At 71.7% G+C, this 19091-nt stretch carries 16 protein-coding genes and 1 riboswitch; of the genes, 15 read left to right on the forward strand and 1 reads right to left on the reverse strand.

Annotated features, from left to right (window positions below; translation table 11 throughout):
- Positions 1-25: 25 nt before the first annotated feature.
- The 14 genes from RM788_RS34710 to RM788_RS34775 all read left to right on the forward strand — a co-directional run bounded on the left by RM788_RS34710 (position 26) and on the right by RM788_RS34775 (position 15902).
- Positions 26-1321 carry a glutamate-5-semialdehyde dehydrogenase gene (locus tag RM788_RS34710; RefSeq protein ID WP_399345191.1) on the forward strand — a complete coding sequence of 432 codons (1296 nt, stop codon included), beginning with the start codon at positions 26-28 and terminating at the stop codon, positions 1319-1321.
- Entirely contained in the window at positions 1318-1884 is a 567-nt protein-coding gene (locus RM788_RS34715; RefSeq protein ID WP_315923038.1) for a TetR/AcrR family transcriptional regulator, read from the forward strand. Before RM788_RS34710 ends, RM788_RS34715 begins: the two co-directional genes overlap by 4 nt.
- A gap of 93 nt (positions 1885-1977) precedes the next feature.
- Positions 1978-3162 carry a cytochrome P450 gene (locus RM788_RS34720; RefSeq protein ID WP_315923040.1) on the forward strand — a complete coding sequence of 395 codons (1185 nt, stop codon included), beginning with the start codon at positions 1978-1980 and terminating at the stop codon, positions 3160-3162.
- Positions 3163-3248: 86 nt separating this feature from the next.
- Positions 3249-4445: a cytochrome P450 gene (locus tag RM788_RS34725; RefSeq protein WP_315923042.1), complete on the forward strand. Its 1197-nt coding sequence runs from the start codon at positions 3249-3251 to the stop codon at positions 4443-4445.
- Between the two features lie 4 nt (positions 4446-4449).
- Positions 4450-4671: a ferredoxin gene (locus RM788_RS34730; RefSeq protein ID WP_315923044.1), complete on the forward strand. Its 222-nt coding sequence runs from the start codon at positions 4450-4452 to the stop codon at positions 4669-4671.
- Positions 4672-4881: 210 nt separating this feature from the next.
- Positions 4882-5478 (forward strand): nicotinate-nucleotide adenylyltransferase, encoded by a 597-nt coding sequence (gene nadD, locus RM788_RS34735; protein WP_315923046.1) that lies wholly within the window; start codon positions 4882-4884, stop codon positions 5476-5478.
- A 97-nt stretch (positions 5479-5575) separates the two neighbouring features.
- Positions 5576-5971 (forward strand): ribosome silencing factor, encoded by a 396-nt coding sequence (gene rsfS / locus RM788_RS34740; protein ID WP_315923048.1) that lies wholly within the window; start codon positions 5576-5578, stop codon positions 5969-5971.
- Between the two features lie 7 nt (positions 5972-5978).
- Complete coding sequence (locus RM788_RS34745; protein WP_315923050.1) at positions 5979-6593, forward strand: histidine phosphatase family protein; 615 nt, start codon at positions 5979-5981, stop codon at positions 6591-6593.
- Positions 6590-7312 carry a diglucosylglycerate octanoyltransferase gene (gene octT, locus RM788_RS34750; RefSeq protein WP_315923052.1) on the forward strand — a complete coding sequence of 241 codons (723 nt, stop codon included), beginning with the start codon at positions 6590-6592 and terminating at the stop codon, positions 7310-7312. The genes RM788_RS34745 and octT overlap by 4 nt, the downstream gene beginning before the upstream one ends.
- A gap of 20 nt (positions 7313-7332) precedes the next feature.
- The gene (locus RM788_RS34755; protein WP_315923054.1) at positions 7333-8181 is read left to right on the forward strand and encodes a DegV family protein; all 849 of its coding nucleotides are present in this window, start codon (positions 7333-7335) and stop codon (positions 8179-8181) included.
- Between the two features lie 186 nt (positions 8182-8367).
- Positions 8368-9129, forward strand: coding sequence for a ComEA family DNA-binding protein (locus RM788_RS34760; RefSeq protein WP_315923056.1), 762 nt, complete (start codon positions 8368-8370; stop codon positions 9127-9129).
- Positions 9130-9634: 505 nt separating this feature from the next.
- The gene (locus RM788_RS34765; RefSeq protein WP_315923058.1) at positions 9635-11956 is read left to right on the forward strand and encodes a DNA internalization-related competence protein ComEC/Rec2; all 2322 of its coding nucleotides are present in this window, start codon (positions 9635-9637) and stop codon (positions 11954-11956) included.
- Between the two features lie 13 nt (positions 11957-11969).
- The gene (locus RM788_RS34770) at positions 11970-12428 is read left to right on the forward strand and encodes a hypothetical protein (RefSeq protein ID WP_315923060.1); all 459 of its coding nucleotides are present in this window, start codon (positions 11970-11972) and stop codon (positions 12426-12428) included.
- 162 nt (positions 12429-12590) lie between these two features.
- The gene (locus RM788_RS34775) at positions 12591-15902 is read left to right on the forward strand and encodes a S8 family peptidase (protein ID WP_315923062.1); all 3312 of its coding nucleotides are present in this window, start codon (positions 12591-12593) and stop codon (positions 15900-15902) included.
- A 105-nt stretch (positions 15903-16007) separates the two neighbouring features.
- Here RM788_RS34775 and thrC read toward each other — a convergent pair whose 3' ends face one another.
- Positions 16008-17270 carry a threonine synthase gene (thrC, locus tag RM788_RS34780; RefSeq protein WP_315923065.1) on the reverse strand — a complete coding sequence of 421 codons (1263 nt, stop codon included), beginning with the start codon at positions 17268-17270 and terminating at the stop codon, positions 16008-16010.
- Positions 17271-17281: 11 nt separating this feature from the next.
- Positions 17282-17411: riboswitch (SAM riboswitch) on the reverse strand.
- Between the two features lie 97 nt (positions 17412-17508).
- Here thrC and holA point away from each other — a divergent pair.
- Entirely contained in the window at positions 17509-18489 is a 981-nt protein-coding gene (gene holA, locus RM788_RS34785; protein ID WP_315923067.1) for a DNA polymerase III subunit delta, read from the forward strand.
- Positions 18490-19091: the final 602 nt, after the last annotated feature.

Here is a 19091-nt window from a genome sequence, read left to right on the forward strand (position 1 = left end):
CGGGATACCGCGGCGCGAGGACCCCCTGACTGGACCTAAGCTGGACGCCGTGACCGCTGAACTGCGCGAAGAGGTGCACGCCGCCGCCCGCCGGGCCCGTGTCGCCGCCGAGGACCTGGTGCTGGCGACCCGCGAGCGCAAGGACGCGGCGCTGCGCGAGATGGCCGCGGCGTTGCGCGAGAGGTCCGAGGAGATCCTCAAGGCGAACACCGTCGACCTGGAGGCCGGTCGCGCCGCCGGGTTGACGGAGAACATGCTCGACCGCCTGGCCCTGACCGAGCAGCGCGTCGACGGCGTCGCCGAGGGCCTGCTGACCGTGGCGGGCCTGGCCGACCCGGTGGGCGAGGTGCTGCGCGGCGGCCTGCTGCCCAACGGCCTGGAGATGCGCCAGGTGCGCGTCCCGCTCGGTGTGGTCGGCATGGTCTACGAGGCCCGTCCGAACGTGACCGTCGACGCGGCGGGCCTGGCGCTGAAGTCCGGCAACGCGGCGCTGCTGCGCGGGTCGTCGTCGGCGGAGAACTCCAACACCGCGCTGGTTGCCGTGCTGCGCGACGCGCTGGAGGCGGTTGGGCTGCCGAGGGACTGCGTGCAGCTGCTGCCGTGCCACGACCGCGCGTCGGTCAACTACCTGATCACCGCGCGCGGCCTGGTGGACCTGGTGATCCCGCGCGGTGGCGCGGGCCTGATCGCCACCGTCGTCGCGAACGCCACCGTGCCCACGATCGAGACCGGCGTCGGCAACGTGCACGTGTACGTGGACGCCGCGGCTGACCTCGACGACGCCGAGGCGATCGTCCTCAACTCCAAGACCCGCCGCACCAGCGTGTGCAACTCCGCGGAGTCCCTGCTGGTGCACGCGGACATCGCGGACGTGTTCGTGCCGCGCATCGCCGAGGCGCTGCACGCCGCCGGCGTCACCGTGCACGCGGACCCGGTGTTCGCGAGCCTGTCCGGCACCGAGGTGGTGCCCGCGACGGACGAGGACTGGGACACCGAGTACCTGTCCCTGGACATCGCGGCCAAGGTCGTCGGCACGCTCGACGAGGCCATCGCGCACATCAACGAGCACGGCACCGGCCACACCGAGGCCATCGTGACCTCCGACGTGAAGGCCGCCCGCCGGTTCACCACGCGGGTGGACGCGGCGGCGGTGATGGTGAACGCCTCGACCGGGTTCACCGACGGCGCCGAGTTCGGCATGGGCGCGGAGATCGGCATCTCCACCCAGAAGCTGCACGCCCGCGGCCCGATGGGACTGGCCGAGCTCACCTCGACCAAGTGGGTCGTCTGGGGCGAGGGGCACGTCCGGCCGACGTCGTGACCGCCGAACCGCGCCGCCGCGACTCGGCGGCGACTCGTGCCGCCCTGCTGGACGCCGCGACGTCGTTGTTCGCCGAGCGCGGGTTCGAGCACGCGACGGTGCGCGACATCGCCGCGCGCGCCGGCGTGAACCAGGCGCTGCTGTTCCGGTACTTCGGCAGCAAGGACGCCCTGTACGCCTCCGTCATGGCGGGGCAGGGGCGCGAACTGCTGGAGGGCGACTCCGCCGGGCGGCTGCTGGAGGGCGTGCTGCGGCGGCTGCTGGAGAAGGGGCCGCGGCAGGCCGACCACCTGCTGTTCACCGCGTTGCAGTCCGGCGGCGTGGACAACGCCGCCGCCGGGATCCGCGAGGAGCTGGGCGACGACTACGTGCGCGCCCTGAGCACGTTGACCGACGCCGGGAACGGCGAGCTGCGGGCCGAGCTGGTGCTGGGGTGGGTGGTCGGCATCAGCATGCTGCGGGCGAGCGCGCACCGGGACGTCCTGCGCACCGCGGACACCGAGGAGGTCGTGCGCCTCGTGCTGGACGCGGCGGCCACGTTGTTGGAGCGCATCGAGCGGTAGCACCTGACGAGACGGGGCGTTGACGGTCCGTCGCGGGCCTCTCTGGGCTCGAAGATGTAAGCACCTGCTTACATCTTCGCCGAGGAGTGCGCGATGACCACGACGTCCGACCCCTTCAGCGAGGCCGACCGGTTGCGCCTCGACCCGACCTACCTGCGGCTCCAGGAGACCGAGCCGGTGTCCTGGGTGCGCATGCCCTTCGGCGGCGAGGGCTGGCTCGCCACCGGCTACCAGGAGGTCAGGACGGTCCTGGCCGACCCGAGGTTCAGCCGCTGGGCGACGGTCGGCAACGACGTGCCGCGGACCTCGCCGGTGCTGGAGAACCCCAACATCCTGTCGATGGACCCGCCGGAGCACGGCAGGCTGCGCAAGCTGGTCGCGAAGGCGTTCACCGCCCGCCGGATCGAGCAGCTGGGGGTCCGCGCGCAGGAGGTCGTGGACGCGGCGCTGGACCGGATCGAGGCGCAGGGGGCGCCCGCGGACCTCGTCCCGCTGCTGACCACGCCGCTGCCGATCACGATCATCTGCGACCTGCTGGGGGTGCCGCGGCGGGAGCGGGGCGAGTTCCAGGCCTGGAGCGACGTGCTGCTCGGCTTCGGGGCGTTCGGCGCCGAGGAGATCGGGGCCGCGTTCGCTGGCCTCCAGGAGTACATCGCGGGCATGGTCGCGCAACGGCGGCGCACGCCTTCCGACGACATGCTCGGCGTCCTCGTGCAGGCGCACGACGACGGGGATCGGCTCAGCGAGGAGGAGTTGGTCGTCTTCGGCGTGACGCTGCTGGTCGCGGGGCACGAGACGACCGCGAACCTGCTGGGCAACGCGATCTGCACGCTGTTCGAGCACCCCACGCTGCTCAGGTCGCTCGTCGACGACTCCGACCTGCTGCGGCCCGCCGTCGAGGAGCTCGCGCGGGTGATCCCGCTGGCTGCGATGGTCGCGCTGCCGAGGGTGGTGCTGGAGGACGTGGAACTCGGCGGCGTCACGGCGCGCGCGGGCCAGACCGTGCTGGTCAGCATGGCCGCGGCCAACCGCGACCCGTCCGTCTTCGACGCTCCCGGTGAGATCGACTTCCGGCGCGGGTCGAACCCGCACCTCGCCTTCGGGCACGGGGTGCACCACTGCCTGGGCGCGCCGCTGGCCCGGATGGAGCTGCAGGTGGCCATCGGCACGCTCTTCCGCCGGTTCCCGACGCTGGAGCTGACCGTGCCCGTCGAGGACGTCGAGTTCAAGCGCGGACGGTTGGTCCGCAGCCCGTTGGCGCTGCCGGTGAAGTGGTAGCCGTTCGTTGACGGAGCGTGAGTAGGGGCCTATCGTCAAGATGTAATCAGTTGATTACATCAGCGCTTTGGGAGGAGTGCGGGGGCATGACGACGAGTCAAGAGCCGAGGAGCTACCCCTTCAGCGAGGCCGTCCGGTTGGATCTCGACCCGACCTACGCCGAGCTGCGCGAGACGAACCCCGTGTCGAGGGTCCGGCTGCCCTACGGCGGTGACGCTTGGCTGGTCACCAAGTACGACGACGTGAAGGCCGTGATGGGCGACCTGCGCTTCAGCCGGGCCGCGGTGCTCGGCCGCGACGTGCCCAGGGCGTCGCCCGCGATCACGAACCGGCCGTCGATCCTGAGCACGGACCCGCCGGAGCACGGCAGGCTGCGCAAGCTGGTGGCCAAGGGCTTCACCATGCGCCGCGTCGAGCAGTTGCGGGAGCGAGCCCAGGTCCTCGTGGACGGCCTGCTGGACGACGTGGAGGCGAAGGGTGCGCCCGCCGACCTCGTCGAGGCGCTGAACATGCCGCTGCCGATCACGATCATCTGCGAGCTGCTCGGCGTTCCGTACGAGGACCGCGACCAGTTCCGGAACTGGTCGGACCGCGCGCTCGCGATCACCGCGTTCACGCCGGAGGAGATCACCGAGGCCTTCGAGGACCTCCAGACCTACATCGCCGGGCTGGTGGCCGAACGGCGCAAGTCGCCGACCGAGGACGTCCTGGGCACGCTCGTGACGGCCCGCGACGAAGGCGACCGGCTGTCCGAGGAGGAGTTGGTCAACTTCGGCGTGACCCTGCTGGTCGCCGGGCACGAGACCACCGCCAACCAGCTCGGCAACTTCATCTACACGCTGCTCACCAACCCCGAGCGGCTGGCCGAGCTGCGCGCGGACCCCGAGCTGCTCCCGGCCGCGGTGGAGGAACTGCTGCGCATCACGCCCCTCGGCGGTTCCGCGGGCTTCCCCCGGATCGCGGTCGAGGACGTCGAGCTGAGCGGCGTGACGATCAAGGCGGGCGACGCGGTGTTCGTCGGCCAGGCGGGCAACCGCGACCCCGCGATGTTCGAGCGTCCGGGGGAGATCGACTTCCACCGGGAGAACAACGCCCACGTGGCGTTCGGGCACGGCGTGCACCACTGCATCGGCGCCCCGCTGGCCCGGATGGAGCTGCAGGTCGGGATCGGCTCGCTGCTGCGCCGGTTCCCCTCGTTGGAACTCGCCGTGCCCGCCGACGAGGTGCCGTTCCGCAAGGGCAGGCTGGTGCGCGGTCCGCAGGAACTCCTGGTGAGGTGGTAGTCCCATGGCGAAGTGGCAGGTCCAGGTCGACCGCGAGGCGTGCATCGGCACCGGGATGTGCGCGTCCAGCGCGGCGGCGTACTTCCGGCTGGAGAACGGCAAGGTGACCGCCGTGCGGGACTCCATCGAGCCCGACGAACTCGTCACGGACGCCGCGGAGTCCTGCCCGATGGAGGCGATCCTGGTGCGCGACGGTGACGGAGTGGTGATCGCTCCGGAACCGTGATCCCGAACCGGTGAAAAAATATCCCCGACCGGCGTCATGACCCGCTGACGTCGTCGTTCCCCCGATGCACGCGGCTCCGCTTCGGGGTGGGCCGGGTGCGCCGGAGGCGGCCCGCTCCCCAGGGTCGCGGACGGGGAGTCAGTGCGACGCGGGTGGTCGACCACGGGAGCGGCCGACCACCCGCGAGCCGGCACCGTAGGCTGACCAGCCATGTCGAACCGGCGCAGACTCGGGGTCATGGGCGGCACCTTCGACCCGGTCCACCACGGCCACCTGGTCGCGGCGAGCGAGGTGCAGGCGAGGTTCGACCTCGACGAGGTCATCTTCGTCCCCACCGGCGAACCGTGGCAGAAGACGTCCCGCGTGGTCAGCGCGTCGGAGGACCGCTACCTGATGACGGTCATCGCGACCGCGTCGAACCCGCGGTTCTCCGTCAGCAGGGTCGACATCGACCGCGACGGGCCCACGTACACGGTGGACACCCTCGCCGACCTGAAGGCCGCGCACCCGGACGCCGACCTGTTCTTCATCACCGGCGCGGACGCGCTGGAGCAGATCGTGTCCTGGCGGCGGGCGGCCGACGTGTTCCACCTCGCCCACTTCATCGGCGTCACCCGACCGGGTTACGAACTCGACGGCCAGCACCTGCCGGACGGGTCCGTCTCCCTCGTGGAAGTGCCCGCCATGGCCATCTCCTCGACCGCCTGCCGGGCGCGCACGGCCTCCGGCATGCCCGTCTGGTACCTCGTCCCGGACGGTGTCGTGCAGTACATCTCCAAGCGCGGGCTCTACTCGGTGCCGGACTAGGTCCGCTCGCCGGTACCCTCATTAACTCGTGCGGGCGTATCCGCGCGCATCGAATTGATGTACGACCCGGATCCTCGGGTCGCTGGTGAGGAGAGATGTGGCAGCCACCGACGAGGCACGACGGTTGGCGCTGGTCGCCGCTAGCGCGGCGGACGAGAAGAAGGCGCACGATGTGATCGTGCTCGACGTGTCCGACCAGCTGGTGATCACGGACTGCTTCGTGATCGCCTCCGCTCCCAACGAGCGGTTGGTCGGCGCGATCGTGGACAACATCGAGGACAAGATGCGGGAAGCCGGCCGCAAGCCGGTGCGCCGCGAAGGAGCCCGCGAGGGCCGATGGGTGCTGCTCGACTTCGTCGACGTCGTGGTGCACGTGCAGCACGTCGAGGAGCGCAGCTTCTACGGCCTTGAACGGCTGTGGAAGGACTGCCCGCAGATCGAGTTCGAGGGGTCCGCGGACGCCCCCGCCGAGGACGAGACGGCGGAGGCGTGAGCACCCGATGACCTTGAACCGGCTCGTGCTGTGGCGGCACGGTGAGACGGACTACAACGCCACGGGACGCTGGCAGGGCCACCTCGACTCGGCGTTGACCGAGACGGGGTGGAACCAGGCCAGGTTCGCGGTGCCCGTACTCACGAGGTTCGCCCCCGAGCTGGTGGTCGCGTCCGATCTGCGGCGGGCGACGAACACCGCGACGGTGTTCACCGACGCCGTCGGCATCCCGCTGCGGATCGACGAACGGCTGCGTGAGACGAACCTGGGCAAGTGGCAGGGGCTCACCAGCGAGGAGGTCGACGTCGAGTGGCCGGGCTCGATCGACCAGTGGCGCGCCGACCCCACGGTCGCGCCACCGGACGGCGAGTCCCGGATCGAGGTCGCGGACCGCGCGGCCGAGGTCGTGGCCGAGGTCGACCGCGAGTTCTCCGGCACCGTGATGCTCTGCGCGCACGGCGGCCTGATCACCGCGTTGACCGGCAGGCTCCTGGACCTGCCGGTCGAGTCCTGGTCGCTGTTCGGCGGCATCGGCAACTGCCACTGGACGGTGTTCACCCGCAGGCCGGGTGGCGACGGCCGGTGGCGGCTGTCGTCCTACAACGCCGGAACCACTCGTTGAGGCTGCTGGTCCTCGCCGACTCGTTGGCGTTCCACGGTCCCGACGGCCCGCTGCCCGCCGACCACCCCGGCCTGTGGCCGAACCTCGCCGCCAAGGCGCTGGGCGGGCACGCGGAACTCGCGGCCGGGTTCGGGTGGACCGCGCGGGACGCCTGGTGGTCGCTGACGGGCGACCCCCGCGTGTGGTCGCTGCTGCCGCGCACGGACGTCCTCGTGCTCGCGGTGGGGCACATGGACACGCTGCCCTCACCCCTGCCGACGTACCTGCGGCAGGGGTTGCGGTACCTGCGGCCCGACGGTCTGCGCCGGTGGGCGCGGACGGGCTACAAGGCCGCCCAGCCCGCGTTGGCACGGCTCCTGGGCGGCTACCCGGTCGCCCTGCCGCCGCACCTGACCGTGCGGTACCTCGACGACTCCGTGCGCGCCGTGCACGCTTTGGAGCCGGGCATCCTCCCGTTCGGGATGGTGCCCTCGGTGCACCGCGCCGCCGCGTACGGCGGTGTCCACACAGGCCGTCCCGCCGCGGCGCGCGCCGTGCGGGAGTGGGGCGCGCGTACGGGCGTGCCGTTGCTGGACGTCGCCGCGGTGGTCGGTGACCACGTGCGGTCGGGGCGCGGCAACCCCGACGGCATGCACTGGGGGTGGGAGGGCCACGAGCTGATGGGTTCCGCGATGGCGGATCTCATCAGGTCCGTGGCGGTCAGCCACACGACCGGGTGAGCGCCGTAGTGTCCGCACTCGTGCCCACCACCGTTGTCACCGACTCGACGGCGTACCTGCCGGAGGGGTTCGCCGAGCGCCACCACATCCGGGTGGTGCCGTTGCACGTGGCGGTGGACGGCCGCAGCACGTTGGACGGTGTCGACTTCGGACCGGCGGAGCTGGCCGCGGCCCTCGGGGAGCATCGCCGGGTGACCACGTCGCGCCCCACTCCCGGTGAGTTGGCGGAGGTCTACCGGGCCGTGCTGGACGAGGGCGCCGAGTCGGTCGTCTCGGTGCACCTGTCCCGTGAGCTGTCGGGCACCTGGGAGGCCGCGCGGCTCGCGGCCGAGGAGGTGGACCCCGCTCGCATCCGCGTCGTGGACTCGCGCGCGACCGGCATGGGGCTCGGGTTCGCCGTGCTGTCCGCGTGCGCCGCGTCGGCGGCCGGGGGCTCCGCGGAAGCGGTGGAAGCCGCGGCCACGGGGGTCGCCAAGCGCTTGCGGGCGTACTTCTGCGTGGAGACGCTGGACCACCTCCGCCGTGGTGGCCGGATCGGCACGACCGCCGCGCTGGTCGGCACGGCGCTGGCCGTGAAACCCCTGCTGCACGTCGAGGACGGTCGCATCGTGCCGTTGGAGAAGGTGCGCACGATGAGCCGCGCGATCGGCAGGCTGGTCGACCTGGCGGCGTTGGCGGCCGGGCACGGGCCGGTCGGGCTGGCGGTGCACCACCTGGCCGCGCCCGAGCGGGCGGCCGAGTTGGCGACCAGGTTGGACGAACGGATCCCCGGCTCGTCGGGGTGCCTGATCTCCGAGGTGGGGGCCGTGATCGGGGCGCACACCGGGCCCGGTGTGCTCGGTGTCGTGGTCCTGCCGGGCGACGTCTGAGGTTCGGCCCGCTGTCCGTCTGCCGTCCATTCCGCCGTCCTGAGTAGACGGACGGCGCCGGCATCCTGCCACACGCCACCGACGATTCCGGTTTCAAGATCCGAACCTGTCCACAGCCCCACCACTTGTCCACAGTTCACGAACTGCTCCTTCGCGCCTGCCACCTCCGGCCCTAGCGTCGAGTGCATGTTCGAACCGCGCACAACCCAAGCCCCGTCCCGAGTCCGGCTGGAAACCCTGGCCGAGCAAGCCGCCGCGGAACCAGCCGCGGACACCGGCAGGACCGTCGTGTTCACCAGCGCGGACGGCGAACCGGATCCGCCGCCGCCCAGATTCCGCTGGGCCCGCCGCAGGGCGGGCAGACTCGTGGAGCGCTGGCTCCCCGACACCCCTCCGCCGGGCAAACGCCGTGCCCTCTACGCCATGACCGCGGCCGCGACCGCCGTCGTGGTCCTCATCGCCATGTGGTCGCAACGCCCCAGCCCGGAACGCCCGCCGGACCTGCCCGTCGCGGTGGCCGCCGTCACGTCCAGCCCACCGGAACCGGTCGTGGTCAACGTCGTGGGCGAGGTCCCCAGACCCGGCCTGGTGACCGTGCCGAGCGGTGCCCGCGTGGCCGACGCCATCACGGCCGCGGGCGGCGTGAACCCCGGCGTGCTCCCCCAAGGCCTGAACCTGGCCCGCAAGGTCGTCGACGGCGAACAGGTCGCCGTCGGCACCGCACCCGTTCCCGCACCCGCCGAACCAAGCCCCGACGAGAAGCTGAACCTGAACACCGCGACCAAGGACCAGCTCGACAGCCTCCCCGGCGTAGGCCCCGTCACCGCACAACGGATCCTCGACCGGAGAACCAAACGCGGCCCGTTCAGCTCCGTCGACCAGCTCCGCGAGATCGAGGGCATCGGCAGCAGCCGCCTCGTGAAACTCCGCGAACTGGTGACCACATGACCCGCCCGGCGAGCACCACCTCGCCCACGCGGAACCCGACAGCCGCCCTCGAACGCGCCCTCCGCAACTGGCGCATCCTCACCCGTTCCCTGTGGCCCGCCCCCATCGACCGCCCTGCCGCCTCCAGTCCTGTACCCGGCTACACGGCCGCGTGCGCGCCGTTCAGCCCTGATCAAGTCCTTCCGCCGTCGACCACGTTCGAACGCCTCCTCCGAAACCGGAGGATTCCTGTTCGTCCTCTCTGGTCCGCTCTCATCCGCCGTCCCACCGCCACCAGCCTTGTGGCGGCCCGCCGCGCAACCGCGTTTCCCCCGTTTGCCTCCGACCAGGCCCACCTGCCGACAGCCGCACTCAAGCGCATCCTCCGGAACTGGCGCGTCCTCACCCGCCGCCTCTGGCCCGTTCCCGTCAACCGCCCTGCTACTTCCGGGCTTGTCCACTCCCGTCAACTTTCGTCCACAACGGACTCCAGACCACGAGCCCCGACTCCCAGGGTGGCGGAGGCGTGAGCCCCCATGTCCGACTGGTTCCCGCGGCACTGCTGGTCTGGGCGGTGGCCCTGAGCGGGTTGCTCTGGAGCTGGCTCGCCGCCGTTCTCATCGGTACCTGCGCCTGCCTGGTGGGCGCGGTGGCACTCCGCAAAGGCTGGTGCGAACGGTCGTGCGCCCTGGCACTCGCCGTCGTGGCACCGGTGGCGGCGGGCTCGATAGGGCTGCGGGTGCAGCAGTCGGAAAGCCATCCCGCCCGAGCGGCCGCGAACCGCGGTGAGTCGGTCGTCCTGCGGGCGGAACTGTCCGACCGGCCACGCGGTCTGCGCTCCGAAGGGTTCGCGGGCCGTCCCGGCGGAGTCCAGTCGGTGATCGTGCGGGCGGACGTCGACTCGATCGAACTGGAGGGTGTGACGATCCGCGGAGGAGGTGAGGTGTTGCTGGTGGCACCGGCGTCGGGCTGGCTCAACCTGTTGCCCGGCCAGGAGATCACGGCCCGAGGCGTTCTCGCGCCGCCGAGGTCGGGGGAGCTCACGGTGGCGGTGTTGCGGGTTCGCGGTCCGCCCCTGCGGACGGGGCAGGCACCCGTCTGGCAGCGGGCCGCCGAAGCACTCCGGTCCGGTCTGCGCGAGGCCGCCACCACCCTCGATCCGGAACCCGCCGGTCTGCTGCCCGCCCTGGTGGTGGGCGACACCGCCGAGGTGTCGTCGAGGGTGGAGGACGAGTTCCGCACAGCGGGTCTCGCCCATCTGCTGGCCGTCAGCGGTGCGAACCTCGCGATCCTGTGCGGAGCGGTCCTGTTGCTGCTGCGGATCTTCCGCATCGGGCCGAAGGGGTGTGCGGCGGGGGCGTCGGTGGCCCTGGTGGGGTTCGTCATCCTCGCTGGGCCGGAGCCGAGTGTGCTGCGGGCCGCGGTGATGGGCGCGGTGGCGTTGCTGGCGCTGGTGCTGGGTCGGGAGCGGTCGGCGTTGCCCGCGTTGGCGGCGACGGTGATCGTGCTGGTCCTGTACGACCCGGCGCTGGGTGTCGCTCCGGGGTTCGCGCTGTCGGTCGTCGCCACGGCGGCGCTGGTGCTCCTCTCGCCCCGGTGGGCGGCGGGCCTGCGGGATCGCGGTGTGCCGATCGGGCTCGCGGAAGCGCTGGCCGTGCCGATGGCGGCCAGCCTGGTGACCGCTCCGCTGGTGGTGGCGATCTCCGGGCGGATCAGCCTGGTGTCCGTGGTGGCCAACCTGCTGGCCGCTCCGGTCGTGGCGCCGGCGACCGTGCTGGGCGTGCTCGCCGCCGTGGTGGCCCCTGTCCACCACGGTGCGGCACGGGTGCTGGTCGAGCTGTCCGGGCCCGAGGTGAGCTGGCTGATCGCGGTCGGCCGGAAGGCGTCGGAGGTGCCGGGCGGGTCCGTGGCCTGGATCGAGGGGTGGCGGGGCGGGCTGCTGCTGACGGTGGTCCTGCTGGTGGCGTACGGGTTGCTGAAAGCACGACGGACCCGGACGTTGCTGGCCGCGGTGCTGGTCGGTGCCGTGCTGGTGCTGGTGCCGACCCAGGTCGTCGCACCGGGCTGGCCACCCGCGGGGTGGTCGGCCGTCGCCTGCGACGTCGGGCAGGGGGACGCGGTCGTGCTCGCCACGGCCGAACCCGGCCGGGCGGTGCTGGTCGACACCGGACCGGATCCGGCGCCGGTCGCGTCGTGCCTGCGGCGCCTGGGGATCCGGCGGATTCCGCTGCTGGTGCTCAGCCACCTGCACGCGGATCACATCGGTGGGCTCGTGGCCGTGCTCGCCGACCGGAGCGTGGGTGCGGTGGCCATCGGGCCGTCGCACGAACCGGGCTGGGCGTGGGAGGAGGTTCGCCGTCGGACGCAGGCGGCGGGCGTGGAACTGGTCGAGTTGACCGCTGGTCAACGTCTGGAGTGGCCGGGACTGGCGCTGGAAGTGCTGGGGCCGAAGGGGGAACCCGCTTCGGCCGAGGACGAGAACACGGCGATCAACGACTCGTCGCTGGTGCTGCGCGCCCGCACGGCGGCCGGCCGGGTGCTGCTGACCGGTGACATCGAACTGGCGGGCCAGGCCGCTCTGCTGGGCGGGCACGTCGATCTGGCCGCCGAGGTGTTGAAGGTGCCCCACCACGGATCGCGGTTCTCGGCGCCTGAGTTCCTGGCCGCGGTCCGGCCGAGGGTGGCGCTGGTCAGCGTCGGCGCGGGCAACCGGTACGGCCACCCGAACGGGCCGGTGATCGACGCCTTGACCCGGCGAGGGGCGCTGGTGCTGCGCACCGACCGGGATGGCGACACCGCGGTCCTGCACGGGGACGGTGGGCCGCTTGTCGTACGAAGCAAACGATGAAGGGGAGGAAAGGATGAGCGGCACCTGGATCAGGTTGGGCGTCGGCTGGTCACCGCCGGGCGGGACGGCCGCGCTCAGCTGGGTGCTCTGGCAGCCGGGCTACATCCCGGCACCATGGCCGACCGGCGAGCTGAAGCCCGCTTTCACCTACTACGCCTGCGAAGGCCTCCGAGGAGGCGGTCGGGGCATCGTCGCCAGGGTCACGATCACCGCGCTGGTCAAGCCGACCGAGGTGACGTCGCCCGACGAGGTTCACGAGCTGCTTTCGGAGCAGCTGTTCGACGACGACCTGACCATCGACGACCTGCCCTGGCACACCCACGCGTACAACCGGGCCAAGGCGGCGGCGCCGTGGCCGCAAAAGCTCGTGGCCTGGCGGACGGCGAAGGAGTCCATCGGTCCGCACGTCCTGCCGGAACTGACCCGGTTCCCGCGCACGGGCTGGCTGCGCAGTGATCGGATCGCCATGTGACCGACGGGCGGGCGTGTTCCCGGTTCCGCCGCGATGCCGGTCGACGTGGTGAGACGCCCCTGACCTGATCCGGTCAGGTCCGGACCAAGTGGTGGTGGGTCCTTGTCAGAGTAAGGAAAGGTTCTTTACTGTCCGCGACACAACAGTCACTTGGAGGCATCGGTGCGTGGTTGGAGCGGTGGACCTCCGCGGAGGGCGCTCGTCGCGGTGGTGACGGGCGCGGTGGTGCTGAACTCGGTGGTGCTGAGCGGTGCGCAGGTTGCCCGCGCCGGGCAGGGGACGCCGGTCGGGGCGCCGTTGGTCGCCGAGCAGGCGGGCGGGAACGCGGGGTCGGTGACGCTGCTGACCGGTGACCGGGTGTTTCCCGGTTTCCGGGGATCGGCCGGGTACCTCGAGCCGGGGGCCGGTCGGGAGTCGATGGTGTTCTCGACCTACGAGGCGGACGGGCACAGCTTCGTGGTGCCGGCGGACGCGGAGCCGCTGCTGGCCGACGGGGTGCTGGACCGGCGGCTGTTCGACGTCACCGAGCTGATCGCCGGCGGGTACGGCGACGCGGAGCGGGCGACGTTGCCGCTGATCGTCACCTACCTGCCGGGGCGGCAGCGGTCCGCCGCGATGGCGGGCACCACCGTGACGCTCGACCTGCCGAGCGTCGGCGGTGTCGCGATCAACGCCGAGAAGTCGGCGGGCTCGGGGCTGTGGGCCGGGCTCACCGGGGTCGGCTCGTTCGCGGGGACGGGGATCAGGAAGGTGTGGCTCGACGGGGTGCGGACCGCGTCGCTGGACCACAGCGTGCCGCAGATCGGGGCGCCCGCCGCGTGGCGGGCCGGGTACACCGGTGAGGGCGTGACGGTCGCGGTGCTGGACACCGGGGTCGACCAGACCCATCCTGACCTCGCCGACCGGGAGGTCGCCGAGCGGAACTTCTCCGGTACCAAGGACTCCGTCGACCACTACGGGCACGGCACGCACGTGGCGTCGATCATCGCGGGCACCGGGGCGAAGTCCGGGGGCAAGTACAAGGGCGTCGCGTACGGCGCGCGCATCCTGGACGTGAAGGTGCTCAACGACGCGGGCAGCGGGCAGGACTCCGGGATCATCGCGGGGATGCAGTTCGCCGCGGAGCAGGGCGCCGACGTCGCGAACATGAGCCTCGGCGGCTACGACACCCCGGAGGTCGATCCGCTCGAAGAGGCCGTGAACACGCTGTCGGCTCGGTACGGCACGTTGTTCGTGATCGCGGCGGGCAACTCCGGACCCGGTGCGCGGACCATCGGGTCGCCCGGCAGCGCCGACGAGGCGTTGACCGTGGGTGCGGTGGATCGGGACAACGGGCTCGCGGAGTTCTCCAGTCGGGGGCCGCGCGAGGGTGGCGGCGTCATCAAGCCGGACATCACCGCGCCCGGTGTCGACATCGTCGCCGCGCGGCACGCCGACGGGCGCATCGGCCCGCCGGTCGTGGACGGCTACACGTCGTTGTCCGGCACGTCGATGGCCACGCCGCACGTGGCGGGCGCGGCCGCGCTGCTGGTGCAGCAGCACCCGGAGTCGACCCGTGAGCAGCTCAAGGCGCGGCTCATCGCGTCCGCGACGCCGACCGCGGGCCTAACACCGTTCCAGCAGGGTTCGGGACGGGTCGACTCGGCGCGGGTGTTGACGCAGGACATCACCAGCGCGCCCAGCAGCGTCGGGTTCGGGGAGTTCCGGTGGCCGCATGTGGAGCAGCCCGCCGTGACCAAGGAGGTGAGCTACGCCAACAGCGGTGCCACGCCGCTGACGCTGGACCTCCGGGTCGACGTGACCACGCCGGACGGCACACCGGCGCCTGCCGGGCTGTTCGCCGTGTCACCGGCCCGGTTGACCGTGCCCGCAGGGGGCACGGCGGCCGCGACGGTCACCGCGGACGTGAGCAGGGCGCCCGCGGGCGGTCAGTTCGGCGGGGCGCTGGTGGCCGCGTCAGGTGGGGTCAGTGCCCGGACGGCTGTCGCGATCGACCTCGAGGCGGAGAGCTACGACCTGGTCGTCGACGGGATCGGCCGGTCCGGTGAGAAGGCGTCGTACTACTCGGCGGCGGTGGTCGACGTGGACTCCGGCGCGTTCGTGTCCCTCGCCAGGGGCGACGACGGTCTGCTGCGGCGTCGGATGCCCGTGGGCAGGTACCTGCTGTTCGGTTCCGTGCAGGGCTCCGGCGCCACCTACACCCACGACGTGTTCAACTACCCCGATCTGACCGTGTCCGGGCCGATGATCATCGACCTGGACGCGCGGCTGGCCAGACCGGTCTCGGTGACCCTGCCGGATCCGACGGCGAGGCTTTCGTTGCTGCAGACGGGTTTCCAGCGGGTCGCGGGCTCGAAGAAGTACACGATCGGGGGTCTGTCGTTCGGCGGCAGCACCGCCCACGTCGGGATGGCGCACCTCGGCCCGGACGCCCCGGCCGACGAGGTGACCGGTCAGCTCAGCACGAGCTGGATCGCGAAGGGCGGAGCCGAGTTCTACGGCCTTGCCTGGTACCTCAAGGGGAGGACGCACACCGGGCTGACCGAGGTGGTCAGCCAGTCCGACCTGGCGAAGGTGGAGGTCGACGTCGGCAAGCTCCAGCCGGGGGAGTCGGCGGCGATCGGCAACACGTCCTCGCCGCACGGCCAGGGCGCTTGGAGTTGGGGCGCGGTCGAGTCGTTCACCGCTCCGGGCGTGCGGACCGAGTACTACGGCGGTGACAACGCGGACTGGGCGCGGCGGCTCAACGTCCAGAGCCCTACGGGGTACCAGGGTGGTCTGGACGGTCCGCCGAAGTCCTACGCGCCGCGCCGGATCTACGCGGAATCCTTCCACCACGGCGTTTTCGGGCCCGCGCTGCCGGACAACCGGGACCGGCCGTGGCTGTACCGCAACGACGAGGACCTCGTCGCCAACCTGCCGCTCTTCGGCGACAGCGCGGGCAACGCGGGCCGGTCGACGGCGGTGGGCACCACGAAGCTGTACCGCGACGGGGTGCTGCTCGGCGGGACCGGCGACGCCGGGTACGGCTGGTTCACCGATCCAGGTGGCGCGGCCGACTACCGGCTCACCACCGAGGCGACCCGGACCAATTCCCCGTTGAGCACAGAGGTTTCAGCCTCGTGGACGTTCCGGTCCGACCGCACGGAGGGGATCACGGCGCTGCCGATCTCGGTCATCCGGTTCACGCCGGAACTCGACGTGAGCGGGGCGGCGGAGGCGGGCAAGCGGTTCACGGTGCCGGTCTCGGTGCGGAGCCAGGCGGGTGCCGGTGGGGCGCGGCAGCGGATCACGTCGGCAGAGGTGTCCTACGACAGCGGCATGACGTGGCAGCGGGTCCCGGTGCTCGGCGGGTGCGCGTTGCGGTTGTCGCACCCGCGAGGAGCCACGTCGGTGTCGTTGCGAGCGAAGGCGGGTGATCACGCGGGCAACGGGGTCGAACAGACGATCATCGACGCCTACCTGCTGCGCTGAGGAACGTGGGCGGGCACTCGTGGTCGAGTGCCCGCCCACCAGGGGAGAAGTCGGTGGCCTGCCGGGTGTGCCCGGCGCGGTCCGGATCGAGGGGAAGGAGGTCTGTCAGCGGTTGGCGAGCGCGTCCAGCACGGCTTGGGCCGACGGGGGCACGGTCGCGAGCGGGGCGAGGGTGTGGGCGACCGCGTCGAGGGTCTTCAGGCCGTCGCCGGTGATCAGGAGGACGGTCTCGGCGTCGGGGTCGAGCTTGCCCGACTCCACCAGCTTCTTCGCGGTGGCGACGGTGACGCCGCCCGCGGTCTCGGCGAAGATGCCCTCGGTCCTGGCGAGCAGGCGGATGCCCTCGACGACCTCCTCGTCGGTGACGTCCTCGATGGCTCCGCCGGTGCGGCGCACGGCGTCCAGCACGTACGGGCCGTCGGCGGGGGCGCCGATCGCGAGGGAGCGGGCGATCGTGTCCGGGCGGACGGGGCGGACCACGTCGTGGCCCTCCTTGAACGCGAGGGAGACGGGGGAGCAGCCCGTGGCCTGGGCGCCGAACACGCGGTACGGCGTCTGCTCGACCAGGCCGAGTTCGCCGAACTCGCGGAAAGCCTTGTCCACCTTGGTGAGCTGCGAGCCGGAGGCGATCGGCACGACGATCTGCTCCGGCAGCCGCCAGCCGAGCTGCTCGGCGACCTCGTAGCCCAGCGTCTTCGAGCCCTCGGCGTAGTACGGGCGGACGTTGACGTTCACGAACGCCCAGTCCTCGTGCTCCGCGGCCAGTTCCTGGGCGAGGCGGTTCACGTCGTCGTAGTTGCCGTCGACGGCGATCAGGGCACCGTCGTAGACGGCGGTCATCAGGATCTTGGCCTGTTCCAGGGAGGAGGGCACCAGCACGACCGAGTCCCAGCCCGCGCGGGCCGCGGCGGCCGCGACGGCGTTGGCGAGGTTTCCGGTGGAGGGGCAGGCGAGCACCTTGAAGCCCAGTTCGCGGGCGGCGGCCAGCGCCACGCCGACCACGCGGTCCTTGAACGAGTGGGTGGGGTTGCCGGTGTCGTCCTTCACCCACACCTTGCGCAGGCCCAGCGCCTTGGCGAGCCGGTCCGCCTGGACCAGCCGGGTGCCGCCGGGCTCGGTGTTGGGGTGGGACTGGACGTTCGACGGAACGGGGAGGAGGCCGCGGTAGCGCCAGATGGACCGGGGGCCGGCCTCGATGTCCTCACGGCGGATCCGGCCGAAGTCGTAGGCCACTTCCAGCGGCCCGAAGCACTCGACGCACGCGTACTCGGCGGCGAGCGGGGTTTCGTGTCCGCACTCGCGACACGAGAGCGCGCGGGCGGGGCCGAGGTCGAAGGTGGTGCTCGTGGGCACACTGACAGCAGTCATCGCGAGGTAACTCCTCATCTGTCCCGCAGCGCGGGTCGGAATTGGCACCATGACCGTCGGGCGTTCGCACGCGTGCGAAAACCTGACGATCGGGTTGCCGGGGCTTCTTCGGGCCGATCCCTCTGCCCCTCTGGATGAGCGGTATTCAGTTGTGACCACCAAGTTACGGCACCCTCCCGTTCCTCGACCACCGGTGTCCACACTTCGGGAGTCGGTGGGGCGTGGCAGGATCTCACCCGTGAGTGCGCCCGCTGTCACGCCGGATCCGTTGCAACTCGTGGTCGGCGACGAGGAGTTGCTGGTCGAACGAGCGGTGCGCGCGGCGCTGGACGCGGCCCGCAAGATCGACGCCCAGGCCGACCTGACCAGGATCAGGGTGACCGACCTCACCCCGCCTGAACTGGCTGAACTGGTGAGCCCGTCGCTGTTCGCCGAGGGGCGCGTCATCGCGCTGGAGGCCGCGCAGGAGGCGGGCAAGGAGATCGCCGACACGGTGATCGCCTACGCCAAGGCCCCGGCCGACGGCATCACGCTCGTCGTGATCCACTCCGGCGGCGGCCGGAGCAAGGCGGCCAAGGAACTGCCCGCGGCCCTCCGCAAGGCGGGCGCGGTCGTCATCGACTGCCCCAAGATCACCAAGGCCAACGAGCGCGAGGCCTTCGTCCGCAACGAGGTCCGCTCCGCGGGCGGCAAGATCGACCCGGAGGGCATCGCCGTCCTGATCGACTCGGTCGGCACCGACCTGCGCGAGCTGGCCGCCGCCGCGTCGCAGCTCGTCGCCGACAGCGGTGGCAACGTGAACGCCGACGAGGTCCGCCGGTACCACCGCGGCCGGGCCGAGGTGACCGGCTTCGCGGTGGCGGAGAAGGCCGTGATCGGCGATCGGGCAGGCGCCCTGGAAGCGTTGCGCTGGGCCATGCAGACCGGCGTGCCGCACGTGCTGGTCGCGGACGCGCTCGCCGACTCCGTGCGGACCATCGCGCGCGTCTCGGCGGCGGGTCGGGCGGACCCGTTCCAGCTGGCGGGCAAGTTGGGGATGCCGCCCTGGAAGGTGAAGAAGGCGCAGGGGCAGTCCCGCGGGTGGGACTCGTCGGGGTTGGCCGAGGCGATGTCCGTGGTGGCCCTGCTGAACGCCGACGTGAAGGGTGTCGCCGCCGACGCGGACTACGCGCTGGAGCGGGCGGTTCTGCGGATCGTCGCCGTGCACGGTGGTCGCTGAGCCGGGGTCGGCATCTTGCGCCGGTGTCTTCTGGTCGGCTGCCGCGCGGCCTGATCGGACGCACGGCACCTCTGATCGGTTGTCGTGCAGGCCTGATCAGCCGTTGCTCGGCCTAATCGGTCGTCGTGCGGCCTGGCCGGTCGTCGTGCAGCGTGATCGGGCGTGGTGCAAGCCACCGGAAATGTCGTACCCCGCTTGTAGCCTGTAGATCGGGTGGCCTTGCTCGATCGGGGACTCCTGGCCTGCCTTGTCCGTGGGCGGCAAGGCGACAAGCGCTGGGCGCACATCGGCGTCAGGGCGTGCGGCTTCGCGGCTTGGTCGGCCCTGGCCGCTGGCCCGCCATCCCCTGGGGCTCCGGCCTGACCAGGCCCGCTGAGTCGCTGTCGCGCTTCCGGCCCGCGGCCTGATCAAGCCCGTCGGATCGCTGTTGCGCTCTTGGTTCCCGGCCTGACCGGGCCTGCCGAATCGTTGTCGCGCTGCCGGCTCGCGGCCTGAGCAGGCCCGCTGAGTCGCTGTCACGCGTGTGATTTCCCGGCCGGTGGCACCGGTCAAAGCCGACCTTGAAGTCCAGCCTTGAAGTCCGGCCCTGACAGCTGTCCCCG

Origin of the sequence: Umezawaea sp. Da 62-37 (genome assembly GCF_032460545.1) — a bacterium.
Classification (GTDB): Bacteria; Actinomycetota; Actinomycetes; order Mycobacteriales; family Pseudonocardiaceae; genus Umezawaea.